This window comes from Mesorhizobium sp. WSM4935, assembly GCF_029625735.1.
In the GTDB taxonomy this organism is placed as follows: domain Bacteria; phylum Pseudomonadota; class Alphaproteobacteria; order Rhizobiales; family Rhizobiaceae; genus Mesorhizobium.
The window spans coordinates 245,904-264,824 of sequence record NZ_JARTVR010000007.1 but is presented as its reverse complement, the minus strand read 5'-3'; the positions used below and the strand labels follow the sequence as shown (position 1 = coordinate 264,824).

Below are 18,921 nucleotides of genomic sequence, written 5' to 3'. Positions count from 1 at the left end.
TTCGCCAACGGCCGACGTTCTAGCCCACCGCCAGCCTTCGCCGGACCACCGCCGCGTGAAACCGCGCGCCGTGCAGCAGGCCGTCGTCATTGAAATCATAGGCAGGGTTGTGCAGCGGCGCGGTGGCGCCATTGCCCATGAAGACGAAGCAACCGGGCACGTGGGTCAGAAAGCGGGCGAAATCCTCCGAAGCCGTCATGGGCTCGGCCGCGACGCCGACAGCGTCATCGGCCAACACCGTCCTGGCCGCCGCAAGCGCCTCATCCACCAATGCCGCGTCGTTGATCAGCGGCACGAACTCGCGGGTGTAAGTGACTTCAGCCGCAACGCTATAGGCCTGAGCCGTGCCCTCGGCGATGCGGCGCATTTCCTGTTCGATCGCGGCGCTCACCTCAGGCCGGAAACTGCGGCAATCGCCAAGGATGCGCGCCAGCCCCGGTAGTGCGTTGCGGGTGCCGTCGGTGACGAGCTCAGTCACCGAGACGACGCCGATATCGGCCGGGCTCAGGCGCCGCGAGACGATGGTCTGCAAGTTGACTACCACTGCGCAGGCGGCGACCAGCGTCTCCTGGCCGGCATGCGGCCGCGCCGCGTGGCCGCCGAGGCCTTTCAGCACGATCTCGAAATTGTCCTCGGCCGACATCACCGGACCGCTCCGGGTCTCGAAATGGCCGATCGGAAGACCCGGCATATTGTGCAGCCCAAAGATCTCCTCGAAGGGGAAGTGCTCGAGCAGCCCGTCGTCCAGCATGGCCAGCGCGCCCCTGCCCCATTCCTCGGCAGGCTGGAAGATGAAGCGCACCGTGCCGTCGAAGCCGCCCTCACCGGCAAGCAGCTTGGCCGCGCCGAGCAGCATCGAGGTGTGGCCGTCATGGCCACAGGCATGCATGGTGCTGGGTGTTTGCGAGCGCCAGGCCTGCGTGCCTTGTTCGGCGATGCGCAGCGCGTCCATGTCGGCGCGCAGCGCGATGGCGCGGTTGCCGCTGCCCCTGGTCAGCGTGCCGACGACACCGGTGCGGCCGACACCCTCCGCCACCTCCAGCCCAAACTCGCGCAGCTTTTGCGCAACGAAGGCCGCGGTGCGTTTTTCCTCGAAGCCGAACTCGGGATGGGCGTGGATATCGCGCCGCCATGCCGCCATCTCGCAATGCAGTGCCTCAAGGTCGAGTTCAGCCATCGTCGCTCTCAAACACTCTTCTCGATGCAATTCCGGACGGAAATCACGCGCCGACTCCCTGGAATGCTCTCAGGCAGTCTGCAGGAAGACCTCTTCCGGCGCCATCCCGACCAGCTCGGCAAAGCGGCCATGGTCGGTCGCGCCCTCCGAGTTGACGACGAGCACGCGCGAATGCGTGTCGAGGCCGAGAGCCGCGCGCATATGCTTGTCGCCTGCGGCACGGACCAGCCCGGCGAGGCCTGCCCCGCCGCTCTCGCCGGAGACGATCGCCGGATCGTTGCCCAGGGGCCGCGCCAGCCGCTTCATCACCGCGACCGCGTCCTCCTCCTCCACCGTCATGAAGGCATCGCCGACGCGCGCCAGAACGCGCCAGGCGACGAGAGAGGGATCGGCGCATTCGAGCATCGTCATCACGGTCGGCTGTTGATTTGAGATCGTGACCGGACGTCCGGCCTCGGCCGAAGCGTAGAGACACGCCGAGCGCCGCGGCTCGACCACCACGGATTTCGGCCGCCTGGACCCGAGCATGACAGCCATATGGCCGGCGATCGCCGCCGCGAAGCCGCCGACGCCGGCCTGCAGGAAGACATGCGTTGGCGGCTCGGCCATACGCCGCAGCGTCTCGCGCACGATCACCGTATAACCCTGCATGACCAGTCCGGGGACGCGCTCATAGCCAAGCCAGGACGTGTTGGAGATGATCTTCCAGCCGCGCTCGGCGCCGACACGGGCGACTTCGCGCACCGCATGGTCGTAGCCGCCCCGGACCTCGACGATCTCGGCGCCGAAGCGGGCGATAGCCGCAACGCGCTCGGCACTGACACCGGCATGGACGAAGATCACAGAACGGGCGCCGACGAGGCTGGCGCCCTGCGCCACGGAGCGGCCATGGTTGCCGTCGGTGGCGCAGACGAAGATCATGCCGGAGGCGATCTCGCGCACTCTCGGCTCGCCGATCTCCGAAATCTCGACATCGCGGCCAAGGCGCTTGCCGGCCTCCTCCAGCACCAGCCGCATGACGGCGTAGGCGCCGCCCAGCGCCTTGAAGCTGCCAAGGCCAAGACGCTGGCCTTCATCCTTGACATGAAGCGCCGAGATGCCGAGCTCGTCGGCCAGCGCCGGTAAGGCGTGCAGCGGCGTCTCGGCATGGTCGTGGCGCGCCTTGAGATAACGCTCGGCCCGCTCGCCCCCCGCCATGCCGAGCGACTCGGCATCGGCAGCAACCAACGGCTGGTTGTGTTCGGGACGTTGGTTGAGAAGCAGCATGCTAGTCTACCTGCGAGGCACTGAACTCTGTTGGCGGGCGCGATTTCTGGCGCGATTCCGGGGGCTTCAATTGGCTAAGTGATTGAAGTTTGTTTCGATTGGATGTCGCCGAATGTTCGCTTCGGGTCGTCCCGATACAGCCAGCATGACTATTTTTGGTGGTATTTCACCTCCGCGGCACGCCGATCTGCATTCCTCCCGCCATGCAATCGGCCGCCAGCCGGGCAGCGACGCCAAGCAGGATGTTGGCGCCGGCGACCAGTTCGTCGGGAGCGGTGAACTCGGCCGGGTTGTGGCTGATGCCGCCCCGGCTCGGCACGAAGATCATCGCCGACGGCGCGATGCGAGCGATCATCTGGGCGTCGTGGCCGGCGCCAGACGTCATGCGCCGGCACGAAAGACCGGCGGCTCTGGCGCCGTCCTCGATCAGCGAGACAATCCCGGCATCGAAGGTCACCGGCTCGAAACGCGCCAGGCTTTCCGCATGGACGGCGACACCAGCGCTTGCGGAAAGCTCGTCGAGGAAGGCAGCGAGCGCGGCCTCCTGTTCGCGAAGGTGGGTTTCGTTAGGATCGCGGAGATCGATGGTGAAGGTCGCCCGCGACGGGATGACGTTGATCGCGTTCGGCTCGAAGGCGATGGTGCCGACGGTCGCGACCGTACGCGTCGACGAGGCGCCGACGCGGTCCGCGAGAAAGTCGATCACCCGGGCCGCGGCGACACCGGCATCCCGGCGCATCGACATCGGCGTGGTGCCGGCATGGTTGGCCTCGCCGTCGATGGTTATGCGCTGCCAGGAAATGCCCTGCAGGTTCTCGACCGCGCCGACGGCGATGCCCTCGCGCTCCAACACCGGCCCCTGCTCGACATGCAATTCGACATAGGCATGCGGCTTGAGAAAGCCGGGCTCGTGGCTGCCGGCATAGCCGATGCGCTCGAGCTCCTTGCCCAGCACCGTGCCGTCGGTGCCGACCGAGGCCAACGCTTCCCCGAGGTCCCGGCCGCCGGCAAAGACCAGCGAGCCCATCATGTCGGGCGAGAAGCGCACGCCTTCCTCGTTGGTGAAAGCAGCGACGACCACCGGGCGCGCCGGCACGAAACCGGCCTCCTTCAGGCTCTCGATCGCTTCGAGGCCGGCAAGCACGCCATAGCAGCCGTCATAGATGCCGGCATCGATCACCGTGTCGATATGCGAGCCGAGCATGACCGGCGCCTGGCTTTCGTTGGCGCCTGTCTTCCAGATGCCGAAGATGTTGCCGATGCGGTCGATGACGACCTCAAGCCCCGCCTCTTCCAGCCAGCCGACGAGGCGATCGCGGCCGAGCCTGTCCATGTCGGAGGCGGCGACGCGGACCAGCCTGCCCTGCGCGTCGCGGCCGATACCGCCGAGTTCCTGGATACGGCCCAGAAGCCGGTCGGCGTTGATCGTCAGATTGCTCATGCCGGCAGCCTTGCGTTTGCGACCTCGTCCGGCGCCATGCCGACCAACTCGGCATAGCGGCCGGGATCCGTCGCGCCTTCGGAATTGATGATCAGCACTCGAGAGTTCCCATCGAGGCCGAGCGCGGCCCGCATTTTCCTGTCGCCGGCGGCGCGGATCAGCCCGGCGAGCCCCGCCCCGCCGCTCTCTCCAGAGACGATCGCCGGGTCATTGCCCGACGGCCGCGCCAGGCGGTTCATCACCGAGACAGCATCTTCCTCGTCCACGGTCATGAAAGCATCGCCGATTCGCGACAAAACGCGCCAGGCGACCAGCGACGGCTCGTAGCATTCGAGCATCGCCATGACGGTCGGCTTGCTGTGCGCTATCGTGACCGGGCGTCCAGCCTTGGCCGTCTCATAGACGCAGGCCGCCCGCGCCGGCTCGACCACGATCACGGTCGGCCGATCCTCGCCAAGCATGATGGCGAGATGGCCGGCTACCGCCGCGGCGAAGCCGCCGACGCCGGCCTGCAGGAAGATATGGGTGGGCGGCTCAGGCAAGCGCCTCAGCGCTTCGCGCACGATCACCGTATAGCCCTGCATCACCAGCCCCGGGATGCGTTCGTAGCCCGGCCAGGACGTGTCGGAGACGACGGTCCAGCCGCGCTCTGCGGCAACACGGGCGGCTTCTCTGACCGACTGGTCGTAATCGCCGGCGACGCGCACCATCTCGGCGCCGAATCGGGCGATGGCCGCCACGCGTTCGTTGCTGACGCCCGAATGGACGAAGATGACCGAGTGAGCGCCGACCAGGCCGGCGCCCTGCGCCACCGAGCGTCCATGGTTGCCGTCGGTCGCGCAGGCGAAGGTCATTTGCGCGGCGATCGCCTTCACCTCAGGCTTGTGCAATTCCTCGACCGCGACGGCGCGGCCGAGCCGCCTGCCTGCCTCCTCCAGCACGAGATGCATCACGGCATAGGCGCCGCCCAATGCCTTGAAGCTACCGAGGCCGAGACGCTTGCCCTCGTCCTTGACGTGCAGCGTGCCGATGCCGAGTTCGCGCGCCAGCGCGGGCAAGGCATGAAGCGGCGTCTCGGCATGGTTGTCGCGCGCGGCAAGGAAGCGCTCGGCCTCCCAGGCGCCGGCCAGCCCAAGCGTCGCGGCGTCTTCCTCGATCAGCGGCTGGCGATGGTCGGGATGATTGTTGAGCAGGAACATGGATCGGCTTTTCTCCGCGTTGACGTTCTGAAATTTATTGCAAGCCGGGCGAGAAAGGCGCTCTATTTTGGCGCCTCAAATGCAAGTTTGTTTCGCCTGGAATGTTACTATGCCTATTTCACCCGAACTCGACGCCTTCGACCGAGCCATCCTCGCGATCCTGCAGAAGGACAACACCACGCCGCAGCGCACGATTGGCGAGAGGGTCAACCTCTCGGCACCGGCCGTGCAGCGGCGCATCAAGCGCATGGAGGAAACCGGCGTCATCCGCGCCAATGTCGCGCTGGTCGACCCGGCCAAGGTCGGCCACCCGATTACCATCTTCGTCGAGGTGGAAGTGGAGAGCGAGCGCGCCGAGCTGATCGACGCCGCCAAGCGCGGCTTTGCCGAAGTGCCGGAAGTGCAGCAATGCTACTACGTCACCGGCGAGGCCGATTTCATCCTCGTCGTCACGGTGGCGACGATGGCCGATTACGAGGCGCTGACCAGACGGCTGTTCTTCGAGAACAACAACGTCAAAAGGTTTCGCACGTTCGTGGCGATGGACCGGGTGAAGGTGGGGCTGGAGGTGCCGGTGGGGTAAGGCTCTCACTGCATCCTTTGGCCGATGTCATGGCATGGATCCTCGGGTCTACGCGTCCGCTTCGGTCCCGCTCCGCCCGTGGATGACGAAGTTGAGAGGCCCTCGCAAACTCAACCCTTCAGCCCCAGCCACCGGGCGTAGATCTCCCCGACAATCCCGCGGCGGAAGATCAGCACGCAGACCATGAAGATGAGCCCGGTGGCGATCGTCACCGGGAAGCCGGAGGTGGCCAGAGTGTTCTCCAGGCCGACGACCAGGCCGGCGCCGACCACCGGGCCGACCATGGTGCCGATACCGCCGAGCAGCGTCATCAGGATCACCTCGCCCGACATCTGCCAGGTGACGTCGGTGAGCGTGGCGAACTGGAAGACGATCGCCTTCGTAGCTCCAGCAAGGCCGGCAAGGGCCGCCGACATGACGAAGGCTGCGAGCTTATAGCGGCCCACGGAATAGCCCAGCGAAATGGCGCGGTTCTCATTCTCCCTTATTGAGCGCAGGATCATGCCGAAGGGCGAGTTGACGATGCGCCAGACCGCGAAAACGCCGATCAGGAAGATCGCCAGCACGAAGAAGTACATGGTCATCGGCGCGTTGAGGTCGACGACGCCGAAGAGATGCCCGCGCGGCACGCCCTGGATGCCATCCTCGCCCTCGGTGAAAGGCGCCTGCACGCAGAAGAAATAGAACATCTGCGCCAGCGCCAGCGTGATCATGGCGAAATAGATGCCTTGCCTTCGGATGGCGAGGAAACCCATGACGAGGCCCATGCCCGCAGCACCCGCGGTGCCGAGTAGGATGCCGGCCTCGGGCGGCCAGCCCCAGGCTTTCACCGCATAGGCGCAGAAATAGGCCGCGCCGCCGAAGAAGGCGGCATGGCCGAAGGACAGCAGGCCGGTATAGCCGAGCAACAGGTTGAAGGCGCAAGCGAAGAGCGCGAAGCAAAGCATCTTCATCACGAAGATCGGATAGATGACGAAGGGCGCCGCGACCAGCGCCGCAATGCCCAGCGCCACCAGCGCCCGTTCCAGCCTGACGGAGGTGGCGCGTTCCGCGTGAAGGGTCGCCTCGCTCATCTCAGGCGTCCCTTCCGAACAGACCGGCGGGCCGCAACAGAAGCACGATCGCCATGATGACGAAGACGACGAGGTTCGAGGCCTCGGGATAGAACACCTTGGTCAGGCCCTCGGCGAGGCCAAGCATATAGCCGGTGACGATGGCGCCGAGGATCGAGCCCATGCCGCCGACCACGACGACGGCGAAGACGACGATGATGAGATCCGAGCCCATCAGCGGGCTGACCTGGTAGACAGGCGCGGCGAGAATGCCGGCGAGGCCCGCAAGAGCCGCGCCCAACCCGTAGGTGAGCGTGAGCAAAAGCGGCACGTTGACGCCGAAGGCCTGCACCAGTTGCGGATTCTCGGTGGCGGCGCGCAGATATGAGCCGAGCCGGGTCTTCTCGATCAAAAGCCAAGTGCCGATGCACACGATGAGAGAGGCGACAACCACCCAGCCGCGATAATTGGGCAGGAACATGAAGCCGAGATTGGTGCCGCCAGCGAGCAGGGTCGGCACGGCATAAGGGTTGCCGGAGACGCCGTAGTAATAGCGGAACACCCCTTCGATCACCAAGGCGAGGCCGAATGTGAAGAGCAGGCCGTAAAGCGGGTCGAGACGGTAGAGCCGCGACAAAGCAAGGCGCTCAACCAGCATGCCGAACAGGCCGACGATCAGTGGCACAAGGACAAGCGCCGGCCAGTAGCCGATGCCCATATGCACCAGCAGCAGGTAGCCGATGAAGGCGCCCAGCATATAGAGCGCGCCGTGGGCGAAGTTGATGATGCGCAAGAGGCCGAAAATGACAGCCAGCCCAAGGCTGAGCATGGCGTAGAACGAGCCGTTGATCAGGCCGACCAAAAGCTGGCCGAGCAGTGCCTGGACGGGGATGCCGAAGATCATGGTCATTGCGCCATCATACCCCCAGCACCTCGTGCAGCTTATCGGTGTGCGCTGAAAGCTGGCCGACCGGGAAGCCTTCCACCACCTTGCCGTGGTCCATCAGGTAGAATCGGTCGGCGATGCGGGCGGCGAAGCGGAAATTCTGCTCGACTAGGAGGATGGTCATGCCGCGCTTCTTCAGCGTCGCCAGCAACTCGCCGATGCGCTGGACAATGACCGGTGCCAGCCCTTCCGTCGGCTCGTCGAGCAAAAGCATCTCGACGCCGGTCCTCAAGATGCGGGCGATCGCCAGCATCTGCTGCTCGCCACCCGATAGCTTCGTGCCCTGGCTGTTGCGGCGTTCCTTGAGGTTGGGGAAGAGCTCGAAGATCTCCTCCACCCTCATGCCGCCCTTGGCCACCACCGGCGGCAGGACGAGATTCTCGTCGACGGTCAGCGTCGCGAAAATGCCGCGTTCCTCCGGCACGAAGCCGATGCCCTGATGGGCGACGCGGTGAAGCGGCAGGCCGATCAGGTCCTTGCCGTTGAAGGTTACGGAGCCGGTGCGCTTGCGGATCAGTCCCATGATGGCGCGCAGCGTCGTCGTCTTGCCGACGCCGTTGCGGCCGAGCAGCGTCACGGTCTCGCCGCGCATGACGTCGAGATTGACGCCGTGCAGCGCATGGCCCTCACCATACCAGGCGTTCAGGTCGCGCACGGCAAGCAGCGGCTCACTCATGCTCCGTCCCCATGTAAGCGACGCGCACGCGCTCGTCCCGGCTGACGGTGGCATAGTCGCCGGCCGCCAGCACCTGGCCGCGCTGCATGACGGTGATCCAGTCGCAGAGGTCGGCGACAACGGTGAGATTGTGCTCGACCATCAGCACGGCGCGGTCCCTGGCCAGCGAGCGGATGATGCCGGAGATCATGCCGACATCCTCATGCCCCATCCCGGCCATCGGCTCGTCGAGCAGAAGCACTTTCGGGTCGAGCGCCAATGTCGTGGCGATCTCCAGCACGCGCTTGCGCCCATAGGAGAGATCGCCCGCCAGGCGATGCGCGACGTCGTCGAGGCCGACGATGGCAAGCAATTCGCGCGCTCTAGGCGTCAACTGGTCGAGCGCCGAGACGGGGCGCCAGAACTGGTAGCCCAGCCCGCTTGGGCGCTGCAGCGCCACGCGCACATTGTCGAGCACCGAGAGGTGCGGAAAGATCGCCGAAATCTGGAAGGAGCGCACGAGGCCCATGCGCGCCACTTTCGCCGGCGGCGTGCGGGTGATGTCGGTGCCGAGCAACTCGATCCTGCCGCTGGTCGGCTGCAAGAACTTGGTCAACAGGTTGAAAATGGTCGTCTTGCCGGCGCCGTTCGGGCCGATGAGCGCATGGATCCTGGCGTGGTGGACATCGAGGTCGACATCTTTGACCGCGACGAAGCCGGCGAAGTCGCGCCGCAGACCGCGGGCGGAAAGCACCACCCGCGGCGTCTCATCGATGCTGTCCTGGCGGACAGCGGTGGCGGTGTCGGGCGTCACTTGGTGACGAGCGGGCAACCGCTGTCCTCGGCCTTCATGAAGGCCTTGTCGCCGGGAATCGTCGCCAGATAAGTGTAGTAATCCCAGTCTTTCTTCGACTCTTCCGGCTTCTTGACCTGATAGAGATACATGTCGTGCACCATGGAGCCGTCGGCCTGCACCTTGCCATTGGCGGTGAAGACGTCGTTGACCGGCATCTCATGCAGTTGCTTGGCCACCGCCTCGGTCTCGTCGGTGCCGGCCTTGTCGATAGCCTTGAGATATTGCGTCACCGCCGAATAGGTGCCGGCCTGGATCATGTTGGGCATACGGTTGGTGCGCTTGAAGAAGCGCTGGGCAAATTCGCGGCTCTTGTCATCGCGGTCCCAGTAAAACCCTTCGGTCAGCACAACGCCCTGCGCCGCCTGCAGGCCGAGACCGTGCACTTCGGCCAGCGTGAACAGCAGCGCCGCCAGCCGCTGGCCGCCGGCGACGATGCCGAACTCGGCGGCCTGCTTGATCGAATTGGATGTGTCGAGGCCGGCATTGGCGAGCCCGACGATCTTGGCGCCGGAGGACTGCGCCTGGAGCAGGAAGGACGAATAGTCGGTGGAGCCGAGCGGATAGCGCACTTCGCCCAGCACCTTGCCGCCGCTGGCCTCGACCAGCTTGGCGGTCTGGTCCTTCAGCGAATAGCCGAAGGCGTAGTCCACGGTGATGAAATACCAGCTATCGCCGCCCTGCTTGACCAGCTCGCCGCCCGTGCCGACGGCCTGCGAATGGGTGTCATAGGCCCAGTGGAAGCCGTAGGGCGAGCATTGCTTGCCGGTGAGGTCGGTGGCGGCAGCACCCGTGACGATGTCGATCTTCTTCTTTTCCTTGGAAAGCCCCTGGACGGCCAGGGCCACGGACGAGGTCGTGAGCTCCATGATCGCGTCGACCTGCTCGGTGTCGTACCACTGACGCGCGATGTTGGAGGCGATGTCGGGCTTGTTCTGATGGTCGGCGCTGACGATCTCGATCGGCGCGCCCTGCACCTTGCCGCCGAAATCCTCGACCGCCATCTTGGCGGCCTCGACCGACCATTTGCCGCCGAAATCGGCGTAGACACCCGACTGGTCGTTCAAGATGCCGATCTTGACCTTGCCGTCGGAAATCTGGCCGGCCGCCGCCGGCATTGCGGTCGCCGCGAGCAGCGCGGCCGAGACGAGACAGGATGCTTTCACTGGTGGTTCCTCCCTGGTGGCCAGCCACAGGAAACGCGGCGGCCTCGCGATGGTTCAATGGTTGCGCCCGATATCTTGGAAAATGCGGGTTTCGCGCCCGGTTGCCCTCCTCTGCCCGACCCTCTACCGCCCCGCATGCAGGAACCTAGCATCACATTTCATGAGCCTGGAATGCTATTTTCGTAGCATGGCGCATGGGCAGGTGATGTCACGGCAGCGTGACCGTTCGTCAGCCTTGAACACCAAGCGTCGCTCTCACGTCGCGGCCACTTGTTTTGCTGTCGAAGACATCGGAACGCTAGGCTTCGGACTGCGCGCCGACAATGACCGGCCGCTCACCACGGCAGCCTTTTGCCGTCGCGGAAAAAGCCGCCGGTCGGGCCATCGTCGGGCAAGGTCGCGGCCCAGACGATGCCGGCCGCTCCTTCCGCGACCGGTCGCCCGCCGGAACCGCCCATCTCGGTCGCGACCCAGCCGGGGCAGATCGAATTGACCAGGACGCCTGAGCCGCGCAGTTCCGCGGCCAGGATGCGGGTCAGCGCGTTGAGCGTCGCCTTGCTGGTCGAGTAGGCCGGCGCGCCGGCACCCATCGAAGCGAGCGAACCACCCTCCGAGGAGACGTTGACCAGCCGGCCGTGGCCGGAAGCACCAAGCAGCGGCGCGAAGGCAGCGGCCACGCGCCAGGCGCCGAAGACATTGGTCTCGAAGGCCTCGCGGATCACGGTCCAGTCGGGCTCGAGCGCCCGCGCCGAAGGGTCGTAATGGATCGCCGCGTTGTTGACCAAAATATCGAGCCGACCGAACCGGCGTTCGACCTCTGCCGCGGCGCGGGCCGCCGCCTCGGGCGCGGCGACATCCAACTCGATGGCTTCGACCTTGCCGTGAAGCCGCTTCGCCGCCGCCTCGCCCTTGGCAAGATCACGCACGCCGATCAGCACGGCGAAGCCGAGTTCGGCCAGTTGCCTTGCCGTCTCCAGGCCAATGCCACGGTTGCCGCCGGTGACGAGCGCCACCTTGCCGGAAGGATCTGTGTTGGTGGTCATTGTTCCTGCTCCTGTTCGGGACGTCGACAGCAAGATGGCACCGATCGGATCGAATGATTAGGGCGCGGAACTCGCACGCATCGTGCGATTGGGCTCATGAAAAGCCTGTCTCAACCGGCCGGTGGATGGCCGCCTTCATCGCAAGCCGATGGCTGATCGCCACGGCGACTGTTGCCGGCCCGCACTTGCCCCGCGGCCATCCCTTTCCGCGGGGAGGAGCCGGACACAATCGGGAAACAAGATTCAACAGTGTGGAAAAACTCGCGAAAAGAGCTGCTGTCATAACGGTAAGCGGAGCAGCCGAACGACGCGGCGCGACAACAGACATCGATCCTCGAAAGGAATGCCGACTATGAAAAAGACCCTTCTTTCCGCACTCGGCCTTGCCGTCGCGCTCGCTTTCGCGGTGCCGGCCGCCAACGCCCAGACCACGACGACCACGGCTCCGGCGACGACCACGGCTCCGGCCGCGACCACCGCCGCTCCGGCGGCCGCCGAAACGGCAAAGCCCGCCGCCAATGGCCCGCACAAGAAGCTGAAGAAGCATCATCGCCGCCATCACGCCCGCAAGCACCACCTTAGGAACCACCGCAAGCATCATGTGCGGGAGCATCACGTGAAGAAGCATCACGTGCGCAAGCACCATGTGAAGAAGCATGTTGCGAAGAAGGCCGCGTAAGACCTGTCGCGTTTCATGACCGGATGATCCTGGACCGCTTGCAAAGGGTTCAGGATCATCGCTTCCCGAAAACGCCGCCGTCCCTTCCGGGCGGCGTTTTTGATTGCGGTCCTAGTGCGGCATGATCTTTCCCGAAAACCGGCAACCACTTTTCGCTAGCCGCGTCCTTCGGTTCGGGATCATGCCCTATTTTTTCTGCGGGTGGATCGTCTCGCCGCTCTTCAGCATCGCCACCAGATCGGCGATCTTCTTCTTGCGCCCTGCCTCGGTCTTCATGTTGTGGGTGCGGAAGGCGAGCGCGAAGCGGTTCTGCGCCGAAAGCTTCTCCAGCATTGCCTTCGCCTTCGGCTCGGCATCGATCGCGGCCTGCAGGTCGGGCGGGATGGTCATCTCCCTCGATCCGCCATAGGCGCGGTCCCAGCGACCGTCGGCCTTGGCGGCCTCGACCTCGCGCAGGCCGTGCTCGGTCATGCGGCCCGCCTCAATCAAGCGCGCGACATTGTCGATGTTGATCTTGCTCCAGATGCTTTTTTTGCCGCGCGGCGTGTAGCGCTGCAGGAAGCTCTTGTCGTCGAGCGACTTCCGCACCGCGTCGATCCAGCCGAAGCAGAGCACGACGTCGATCGCTTCCTTCGGCGTGATCGAAGGCAGTCCCGAACCGACCTTGTGAATCTTGATCCAGACCTCGCTTTCGCGGTCGTGGTTGTCGGCAAGCCAGGCATAGAAGCTCTCCGCGTCTGGGAATTCGCGCACCTTGTCCGGATCGACCTTGATCGGGGCCATCATCACCTCGTTTTTCGCCGCAGGCAGTGTGGATGATTCTACGGCGTTTGCAGCGACGGCTGGCGACAGTTTCCGTCAGCAGCTGCAAGCAATCGACATCCCCGATACCACTATCGGTTTCTTCCGTTTCCGCTCCGCAAGCCAGCCTGCCACATGACCGTCCATGCAACGGAAAGGCATGGAAATGTACAAGCAAAAAATCCTGGTCGTCGGCGGCAGCTCGGGCATGGGGCTGGCGCTTGCCAGACGGTGCCTCGAGGAAGGCGCGCAGGTCATCATCGCCGGGCGCGGCGAAGCGAAGCTCAGCGCGGCGCGGGAAGCGCTCGGCCGCCGGGACACACTTCTAACGGCCGTGGCCGACATCAGCCGCGAGGATGAGGTCGCCACGCTGTTTCAGCGCATCGGCAGGGTCGATCATATCGTCAGCACGGCGGCCGACATAGAGGGCGCCTATCGGCTGTTGCCGCAGATCGAGCTTTCAGCCGCGCAGCGTGTGGTGGAAAGCAAGTTCTATGGACCGCTGCTGCTCGCCAAGCATGGCGCGCCGATGCTGCCGCCGAGCGGCTCCCTCACCTTCGTCTCGGGCATCGCCGCCTATCGGCCAGCGGCGCGCGGCTCGGTCGTCGCGGCTGTCAACGCAGCGCTGGAAGGGCTGGTGCGGGCTCTGGCCGTCGAGCTGGCGCCGATCCGCGTCAACGCCGTCTCGCCGGGCTGGGTCGATACGCCGATCTGGGAGTTCGTCGCTGGCGACAGGAAGGCCGAGACCCTGGCCGCCATGGCGGAGCGATTGCCCGCGGGGCGGGTCGGAAGGCCCGAGGACATTGCCGACGCAATCCGCTTCCTGATCGGCAACGGCTTCACGACCGGAGAGACGCTGCATGTCGAGGGCGGACACCGGCTGGTGTGAGCGGCGCGAAGCCCTCCCCTATAGCGGTGAGCAGCGCTTTCAGCACCGGGGGCTGCACGCGCCGTCGGCGCCAGGTCATCACGACGTCGGCCGAGCGGACCGAGCCCGGCCAGGCAAGCTCGGCGACTTCGCCGCGCTCGATCGCGGCGGCAACCGCCAGCCGCGGCACGAGGCCAAAGCCGGCGCCTGCCGCCACCAGCCCGACGATGGCGTCGATGCTGCCGGCTTCGGCGGCCAAGCTTGGCTCGCCCAGGCCCGCTTCGGCGAACGCCTTGTCGACCATGGCACGGTAGACGCAACCGATCTCGGTGGCGACGAAATGCTTCGCGGCCAGCGCCGCCAAGTCGATATCGGTCCGGTTGTCGCCGGGCGGCGCGATGAGCGCCAGCGGCTCGGCCGCTACCACGCGCCTGGCAAAGCGCGGGTCCGGTGCGACGGCGTCCTCAAGTTCGGCGGGTCGCTCGAAGCAGAAAACGACGTCGATCTCGCCGTCGCCCAGCCGGCGCAGCAGCTCGCCACTGCCGGCCACCTTGAGCTTGATGTCGATACCGGCATGCTTGGCCCGGAAACCGGCGAGCCAGCCGGCAAGCCTTGCCGAGGCGATCGTCTCCAGGGCGCCGATCGACAGGCTGCCGGCCGTCCCGGCGCGGGTGAGATTTACGGCGGCCCGGGCATCGTCGGCAAGCGCCAGCAGGTCCTCGGCATAGGGCTTCAGCGCCTCGCCCGCCGGCGTCAGGTCAAGTCCCTGCCGCGAGCGGGTGAAGAGGTTCGCGCCCAGCTCGGTTTCCAGCGCCTGGATCTGGTCGCTGACGCTCGACTGCGCGAGATTGACCTCCTGTGCCGCGCGCGTGACGTTGTGCGTTCGCGCGACCGCCAGGAAGGTCTTCAGCAGCCTGGGATGCATCGGCACTTCAGAGCTACTGCAGTTGCGGCTTCTTCAGGAAGGAATTGCGGTCGGCGGATTTGACGCGCAGCCAGGTCTCGCGGCCGTCGCGCACGACGCGCAGCGGGATTTCCGAGCCGGCCGGATTCTGCCAGAGCTTTCTGTAGAAATCTGCAAGACCGTCGACCTCGCCGTCGCGCACGTCGGAGATGATGTCGCCCTGACGCAGGCCCGCCTGGGCGGCCGGGCCGCCTTCCGCCACGCTCATCACCACCACCATGCCGTTCGACTCGGCCGAGAAGGCGCCGAGCCACGGACGAGGCGCCTTGGCCGCCTGGCCGCGCTTGATGAGATCGTCGAGGATCGGCATCAAAAGGTCGATCGGCACGACCATGTTGATGTCGGCGACCTCCCCGGCGCGGCTCATCTGCAGACGCAGCGAGCCGACGCCGAGCAGCTTGCCGTCACGGTCGAACAGCGCCGCACCGCCCCAGGACGGATGCGCGGGTGCCGTGAAGATCGCCTCGTCGATCAGATACTCCCAGTAGCCGGCGAATTCCTGCTTGGTGACGATGTGGGCATCGACCTGCTGGCCGATGCCGTCGGCGAGCGTCACGGCATCGCCGATATTGGCCTTCCTGGCGCTGCCGAACTGGACCGCCGGCAGTCCGAGCGGCGCCAGCGCCTGGACGAGGCCGAAGCCGGTCTCCTGGTCATAGGCCAGCGCATGAGCCGCGACCACGCGGCCGTCTTGGTCGGTCAGCCACACTTCCTCGGCCTCGGTGATGAGATAGCCGATGGTGAGCACAAGGCCATTGTCGCGGATCACCACGCCGCTGCCCTCACGGCGCGTACCCAGCGCATTGGCGGTGAAAGCGTCGTCCGGCACCATGGCGCGCACGGCAACGACGGAGCGCGAAATCTTTCCGATGGTCATCAATCCATCCTGCATTGCGGTCTTTGTCTATAAGTATGGCCGAAGGCGCGCGACGCAAGGGCGGATCTTCCCTTGCCAAGCTGGCACAAGCACTAGTTCAACGAAGATTGAACTTTTTTCTTTGACGCGCGCGCGACCGCACCTAAGTCTATCGCCATCAGGAGACGTCGCAGCCCCCTGAATCCACAAGCTGAAACCCACAAGGCCTCCGCACATGGACGAATATATCCCGCCGAAAGTCTGGACCTGGAACAAGCCGAATGGCGGCGAGTTCGCTTCGATCAACCGGCCGATCGCGGGCCCGACGCATGAGAAGGAACTGCCGGTCGGCAAGCACCCGCTGCAGCTCTACTCGCTGGCCACGCCCAACGGTCAGAAAGTGACGATCATGCTGGAGGAGCTTCTGGCGCTCGGCCATAAGGGCGCGGAATACGATGCCTGGCTGATCAAGATCGGCGACGGCGACCAGTTCGGCAGCGGATTCGTCAAGGTCAACCCGAACTCGAAGATCCCGGCGCTGATGGACCGCAGCGAGCCAAAGCCGGTGCGCGTGTTCGAGTCCGGCTCGATCCTTACCTATCTCGCCGAAAAATTCGGCGAATTCCTGCCGACTGAGCGCGCGGCGCGAGCTGAGACCTTTTCATGGCTGTTCTGGCAGATGGGTTCCGCGCCCTATCTCGGCGGCGGCTTCGGCCATTTCTACGCCTATGCGCCGCAGAAGATCGAATACGCGATCGACCGCTTCGCCATGGAGACCAAGCGGCAGATGGATGTGCTCGACCGCAGGCTGGCGGAGAGCGAGTATCTCGCCGGCCCCGATTACACGATCGCCGACATTGCGGTGTGGCCCTGGTATGGCGGGCTCGCCAAGGGCCGCAGCTACAACAACGCCGCGGAGTTCCTGTCCGTGCACGAGTACAAGAATGTGCAGCGCTGGGCCGACGCGATCGACGCGCGGCCGGCGGTGAGCCGCGGGCGCATGGTCAACCGCATGTCCGGCGATCCGGCCTTCCAGCTGCGCGAACGCCACGACGCCAGCGACTTCGAGACGAAGACGCAGGATAAGCTCGAGGCGGCCGAGTGAGGTAATCTCGCCGGAAGATTGGCGTCACCGGCGCCCCGCTACCTCCCATAGGTATAGGTCACGGTCGCCACGCCGAGCGCCGAGCTCTTGGCGGCCACCGAGACCATCTCCGGCAGCGGGTTGGCCGGTATGCGCAATGTCTTTTCACCCAGCGCGTACAGCGTGAAAACATAGTGATGGTCGCCGCTGCCGGGAGGCGGGCACGGGCCGAAATAGCCGGCGCGGCCGACGCCGCCTTTGCCCAGCACCGAGCCCTTGGGCATGCGCTTGCCGCCTTGCGCGCCGGCACCCTCGCGCAGCCCCTTGGCGCTGGCCGGGATGTTCCAGGCCAGCCAGTGCCAGAACCCCTTGCCGCCATTGGCATCGGTGTCGAACATGGTCAGCGCGTAGCTTTTCGTTCCCGCTGGCGGATCCTTCCAGCCAAGCGCGATCGAGACGCTCTGTCCGCCGCAGCCGGCCTTATCGCCGAGATATTTCGCGGCCCATTTGCCGTCGGAGACCGACGGGCTGGAAATCTCGAACGCCTGCGCCTGGGTGGCGAAGGCGATTAGGGCGAGCATGGTGAAACCGAGGCGCACGGTCATTTGATCCTCCCTGAACAACACAGCGTAGCGGAAAAGCGGTCCGAAAAAGGGCAAGCTGGCGCGACCGCCCGCCTGGACAGCAAAAAAGCCCCGCCGGTGGAGGCCGTCGGGGCTCTTTCGTTCGGTCCATGGAGGTGGGACCCCACGGTCGGTTCGATCCAGGGGGTGTTGGATCAGCCGCGACACTAGCCGAGGAATCGGCCGCGCGGACAATCACGCCTGCGCACTACCAATCACGCCTGCGCGAGAATGAGGTGATGGCCAGCTCAGCCCCGCAGCAGCTTCGCCAGCCGCGGCACACCCTCGTTCACCGCGCGGCCGTCGGCAAGGGTGAAGGACATGCGCAGCGTGTTGCGGCCGGTGCCGTCGGCGTAGAAGGCGTTGCCGGGCACGAAGGCGACGCGGGCCTCCTTCACCGAGCGCGCCAGGAGCTCGGTTGCGTCCGTGTCTTCCGGCAGCGTCAGCCAGACGAACATTCCCCCGTCCGGACGGCTCCAGGAAATGCCTTCCGGCATATTGGCCTCAAGCGCGCCAAGCAGCGCGTCGCGGCGCTTGCGGTAGGCGCCGATCAGCTTGTCCACCTGTGCGTCAAAGATGGTCTCCGCGACGCGATGCATGACCATCTGATTGATCGAGGGGCTGTGCAGGTCGGAGGCCTGCTTCATCAGCACCAGCTTCTCCACGACGTGGCGCGGCGCGCAGACCCAACCGACGCGCATGCCGGGCGACAGGATCTTCGAGAAGGAGCCGCAATAGAGCGTGCGGGCATGATCGATGCCGCCGGAGCGGGCGCAGTCGAGCGCCAGGATCGGCGGCACGCCCTCCCCGTCATAGCGCAGCGCGCGATAGGCGGCGTCCTCGATGACGGCGATGTCCAGCTCACCGGCAAGATCGAGCACCGCCTCGCGCTGCTTGACGTTCAGCGTGTTGCCGGTCGGGTTGGCGAAATCCGGCACCAGATAGGCGAACTTCACCTTGCCGCCATTTGCAGCGGCCGCAGCGCGATAGGCCGCCGGCGTCATGTTGCCGCCGGCGGTGTTCAGCCGGTCGTAGCGCGGCTCGTAGGCATTGAACGCTTGAAGCGCGCCGAGATAGGTCGGCCAGGTGACCAAGGCCGTGTCGCCCGGCGACAGGAAGAGCTTGCCAAGATAGTCGAGCGCCTGCTGCGAGCCGGAGGTGATGAAGATGTTGCCTTCGTCGCATTGAACGCCGAGCTTGCCCATATAGGCGGCCAGCCATTTGCGCAGCGGCAGAAAACCTTCGCTAACCTGGTATTGCAGCGCGGCGCCCGCCTCGGCGCCGCCCAGCACGGCCTGGTAGGCATCGCCGATGGCTTCGGCCGGAAACAGCGAGGGGTCGGGAATGCCGCCAGCGAAGGAGATGATGTCCGGCTGGTCGAGCAGTTTCAACAGCTCCCGGATTTCCGAAGCCTTCATGCGCGAGGAGCGCGAGGCCAGAAGGTTCAACAGGGTCAAGGCGCACCTCCGCAGTGCTATTTAGGTCAGCTTGGTTGACCTATTATCAGGCCACGCGTTTCGCGTGAATACACAAAACGGTCATGGCGCATCGTCGAGGCGACATTTGGCCCACAGATTTTCAACGCATGCTAATGGAAAGCCATTGCGCGGTTGGCCGGACAGGCGCACGATCGCGGCCCAGGAACCGGGAGCCGAGAGAAAATCA

20 protein-coding genes are annotated in these 18,921 nt (G+C 65.4%); 5 read left to right on the top strand and 15 right to left on the bottom strand.

Annotated elements, in window-relative coordinates; all coding sequences use genetic code 11:
* Window positions 1-19: 19 nt before the first annotated feature.
* The 4 genes from P9273_RS18780 to P9273_RS18765 all read right to left on the bottom strand — a co-directional run bounded on the left by P9273_RS18780 (window position 20) and on the right by P9273_RS18765 (window position 5,083).
* Window positions 20-1,177, bottom strand: coding sequence for a M20 aminoacylase family protein (locus P9273_RS18780; RefSeq protein ID WP_278050232.1), 1,158 nt, complete (start codon window positions 1,175-1,177; stop codon window positions 20-22).
* 69 nt (window positions 1,178-1,246) lie between these two features.
* Entirely contained in the window at window positions 1,247-2,443 is a 1,197-nt protein-coding gene (locus P9273_RS18775) for a diaminopropionate ammonia-lyase (protein WP_278050231.1), read from the bottom strand.
* A 166-nt stretch (window positions 2,444-2,609) separates the two neighbouring features.
* Entirely contained in the window at window positions 2,610-3,884 is a 1,275-nt protein-coding gene (locus P9273_RS18770) for a Zn-dependent hydrolase (RefSeq protein ID WP_278050230.1), read from the bottom strand.
* The gene (locus tag P9273_RS18765) at window positions 3,881-5,083 is read right to left on the bottom strand and encodes a diaminopropionate ammonia-lyase (RefSeq protein WP_278050229.1); all 1,203 of its coding nucleotides are present in this window, start codon (window positions 5,081-5,083) and stop codon (window positions 3,881-3,883) included. The genes P9273_RS18770 and P9273_RS18765 overlap by 4 nt, the downstream gene beginning before the upstream one ends.
* A gap of 109 nt (window positions 5,084-5,192) precedes the next feature.
* Between P9273_RS18765 and P9273_RS18760 the strand changes: the two genes are divergently transcribed.
* Window positions 5,193-5,666 carry an Lrp/AsnC family transcriptional regulator gene (locus P9273_RS18760; RefSeq protein WP_041001342.1) on the top strand — a complete coding sequence of 158 codons (474 nt, stop codon included), beginning with the start codon at window positions 5,193-5,195 and terminating at the stop codon, window positions 5,664-5,666.
* 110 nt (window positions 5,667-5,776) lie between these two features.
* Here the strand turns inward: P9273_RS18760 and P9273_RS18755 are convergent, their stop codons facing one another.
* From P9273_RS18755 to P9273_RS18730, 6 genes are all read right to left on the bottom strand, one after another.
* Window positions 5,777-6,739, bottom strand: coding sequence for a branched-chain amino acid ABC transporter permease (locus P9273_RS18755; RefSeq protein ID WP_278050228.1), 963 nt, complete (start codon window positions 6,737-6,739; stop codon window positions 5,777-5,779).
* 1 nt (window position 6,740) lies between these two features.
* Window positions 6,741-7,628 carry a branched-chain amino acid ABC transporter permease gene (locus tag P9273_RS18750; RefSeq protein ID WP_041001346.1) on the bottom strand — a complete coding sequence of 296 codons (888 nt, stop codon included), beginning with the start codon at window positions 7,626-7,628 and terminating at the stop codon, window positions 6,741-6,743.
* 7 nt (window positions 7,629-7,635) lie between these two features.
* Complete coding sequence (locus tag P9273_RS18745; protein WP_278050227.1) at window positions 7,636-8,340, bottom strand: ABC transporter ATP-binding protein; 705 nt, start codon at window positions 8,338-8,340, stop codon at window positions 7,636-7,638.
* Window positions 8,333-9,133 (bottom strand): ABC transporter ATP-binding protein, encoded by an 801-nt coding sequence (locus tag P9273_RS18740; protein ID WP_278050256.1) that lies wholly within the window; start codon window positions 9,131-9,133, stop codon window positions 8,333-8,335. Before P9273_RS18740 ends, P9273_RS18745 begins: the two co-directional genes overlap by 8 nt.
* Window positions 9,130-10,338: an ABC transporter substrate-binding protein gene (locus P9273_RS18735; RefSeq protein ID WP_041001350.1), complete on the bottom strand. Its 1,209-nt coding sequence runs from the start codon at window positions 10,336-10,338 to the stop codon at window positions 9,130-9,132. Before P9273_RS18735 ends, P9273_RS18740 begins: the two co-directional genes overlap by 4 nt.
* A gap of 335 nt (window positions 10,339-10,673) precedes the next feature.
* On the bottom strand, window positions 10,674-11,381 hold the full coding sequence (locus P9273_RS18730; protein ID WP_278050226.1) for an SDR family NAD(P)-dependent oxidoreductase: 708 nt from the start codon (window positions 11,379-11,381) through the stop codon (window positions 10,674-10,676).
* A gap of 352 nt (window positions 11,382-11,733) precedes the next feature.
* Between P9273_RS18730 and P9273_RS18725 the strand changes: the two genes are divergently transcribed.
* Window positions 11,734-12,060 (top strand): hypothetical protein, encoded by a 327-nt coding sequence (locus tag P9273_RS18725; RefSeq protein WP_278050225.1) that lies wholly within the window; start codon window positions 11,734-11,736, stop codon window positions 12,058-12,060.
* Window positions 12,061-12,246: 186 nt separating this feature from the next.
* Here P9273_RS18725 and P9273_RS18720 read toward each other — a convergent pair whose 3' ends face one another.
* Window positions 12,247-12,843: a YdeI/OmpD-associated family protein gene (locus P9273_RS18720; protein ID WP_278050224.1), complete on the bottom strand. Its 597-nt coding sequence runs from the start codon at window positions 12,841-12,843 to the stop codon at window positions 12,247-12,249.
* Between P9273_RS18720 and P9273_RS18715 the strand changes: the two genes are divergently transcribed.
* Entirely contained in the window at window positions 12,830-13,000 is a 171-nt protein-coding gene (locus P9273_RS18715) for a hypothetical protein (RefSeq protein WP_278050223.1), read from the top strand. The two genes, P9273_RS18720 and P9273_RS18715, sit on opposite strands and share 14 nt — an antisense overlap.
* Before the next feature lie 21 nt (window positions 13,001-13,021).
* Window positions 13,022-13,750 (top strand): SDR family oxidoreductase, encoded by a 729-nt coding sequence (locus P9273_RS18710; protein WP_278050222.1) that lies wholly within the window; start codon window positions 13,022-13,024, stop codon window positions 13,748-13,750.
* Here P9273_RS18710 and P9273_RS18705 read toward each other — a convergent pair.
* Together P9273_RS18705 and P9273_RS18700 are read right to left on the bottom strand one after the other, a co-directional pair.
* A complete protein-coding gene (locus tag P9273_RS18705; protein ID WP_278050221.1) occupies window positions 13,701-14,654 on the bottom strand; it encodes a LysR family transcriptional regulator in 954 nt (317 codons plus the stop codon). The two genes, P9273_RS18710 and P9273_RS18705, sit on opposite strands and share 50 nt — an antisense overlap.
* Before the next feature lie 13 nt (window positions 14,655-14,667).
* Entirely contained in the window at window positions 14,668-15,570 is a 903-nt protein-coding gene (locus P9273_RS18700) for a S1C family serine protease (RefSeq protein ID WP_278050220.1), read from the bottom strand.
* A 214-nt stretch (window positions 15,571-15,784) separates the two neighbouring features.
* On the opposite strand from P9273_RS18700, the gene yghU reads away from it, so the two are divergent.
* Window positions 15,785-16,654 carry a glutathione-dependent disulfide-bond oxidoreductase gene (gene yghU, locus P9273_RS18695; RefSeq protein WP_278050219.1) on the top strand — a complete coding sequence of 290 codons (870 nt, stop codon included), beginning with the start codon at window positions 15,785-15,787 and terminating at the stop codon, window positions 16,652-16,654.
* Between the two features lie 38 nt (window positions 16,655-16,692).
* Here the strand turns inward: yghU and P9273_RS18690 are convergent, their stop codons facing one another.
* Window positions 16,693-17,238, bottom strand: a complete 546-nt coding sequence (locus P9273_RS18690) for a YbhB/YbcL family Raf kinase inhibitor-like protein (RefSeq protein WP_278050218.1) — start codon at window positions 17,236-17,238, stop codon at window positions 16,693-16,695.
* Window positions 17,239-17,504: 266 nt separating this feature from the next.
* Window positions 17,505-18,674 carry an aminotransferase-like domain-containing protein gene (locus P9273_RS18685; RefSeq protein WP_278050255.1) on the bottom strand — a complete coding sequence of 390 codons (1,170 nt, stop codon included), beginning with the start codon at window positions 18,672-18,674 and terminating at the stop codon, window positions 17,505-17,507.
* Between the last annotated feature and the right edge of the window lie 247 nt (window positions 18,675-18,921).

Bases quoted from the DNA above. Each gene is read 5' to 3' on its own strand.
- P9273_RS18780 (WP_278050232.1), bottom strand. From the start codon at position 1,177: ATGGCTGAACTCGACCTTGAGGCACTGCATTGCGAGATGGCGGCATGG.
- P9273_RS18775 (WP_278050231.1), bottom strand. From the start codon at position 2,443: ATGCTGCTTCTCAACCAACGTCCCGAACACAACCAGCCGTTGGTTGCT.
- P9273_RS18770 (WP_278050230.1), bottom strand. From the start codon at position 3,884: ATGAGCAATCTGACGATCAACGCCGACCGGCTTCTGGGCCGTATCCAG.
- P9273_RS18765 (WP_278050229.1), bottom strand. From the start codon at position 5,083: ATGTTCCTGCTCAACAATCATCCCGACCATCGCCAGCCGCTGATCGAG.
- P9273_RS18760 (WP_041001342.1), top strand. From the start codon at position 5,193: ATGCCTATTTCACCCGAACTCGACGCCTTCGACCGAGCCATCCTCGCG.
- P9273_RS18755 (WP_278050228.1), bottom strand. From the start codon at position 6,739: ATGAGCGAGGCGACCCTTCACGCGGAACGCGCCACCTCCGTCAGGCTG.
- P9273_RS18750 (WP_041001346.1), bottom strand. From the start codon at position 7,628: ATGACCATGATCTTCGGCATCCCCGTCCAGGCACTGCTCGGCCAGCTT.
- P9273_RS18745 (WP_278050227.1), bottom strand. From the start codon at position 8,340: ATGAGTGAGCCGCTGCTTGCCGTGCGCGACCTGAACGCCTGGTATGGT.
- P9273_RS18730 (WP_278050226.1), bottom strand. From the start codon at position 11,381: ATGACCACCAACACAGATCCTTCCGGCAAGGTGGCGCTCGTCACCGGC.
- P9273_RS18725 (WP_278050225.1), top strand. From the start codon at position 11,734: ATGAAAAAGACCCTTCTTTCCGCACTCGGCCTTGCCGTCGCGCTCGCT.
- P9273_RS18720 (WP_278050224.1), bottom strand. From the start codon at position 12,843: ATGGCCCCGATCAAGGTCGATCCGGACAAGGTGCGCGAATTCCCAGAC.
- P9273_RS18710 (WP_278050222.1), top strand. From the start codon at position 13,022: ATGGAAATGTACAAGCAAAAAATCCTGGTCGTCGGCGGCAGCTCGGGC.
- P9273_RS18705 (WP_278050221.1), bottom strand. From the start codon at position 14,654: ATGCATCCCAGGCTGCTGAAGACCTTCCTGGCGGTCGCGCGAACGCAC.
- P9273_RS18700 (WP_278050220.1), bottom strand. From the start codon at position 15,570: ATGACCATCGGAAAGATTTCGCGCTCCGTCGTTGCCGTGCGCGCCATG.
- yghU (WP_278050219.1), top strand. From the start codon at position 15,785: ATGGACGAATATATCCCGCCGAAAGTCTGGACCTGGAACAAGCCGAAT.
- P9273_RS18690 (WP_278050218.1), bottom strand. From the start codon at position 17,238: ATGACCGTGCGCCTCGGTTTCACCATGCTCGCCCTAATCGCCTTCGCC.
- P9273_RS18685 (WP_278050255.1), bottom strand. From the start codon at position 18,674: ATGAAGGCTTCGGAAATCCGGGAGCTGTTGAAACTGCTCGACCAGCCG.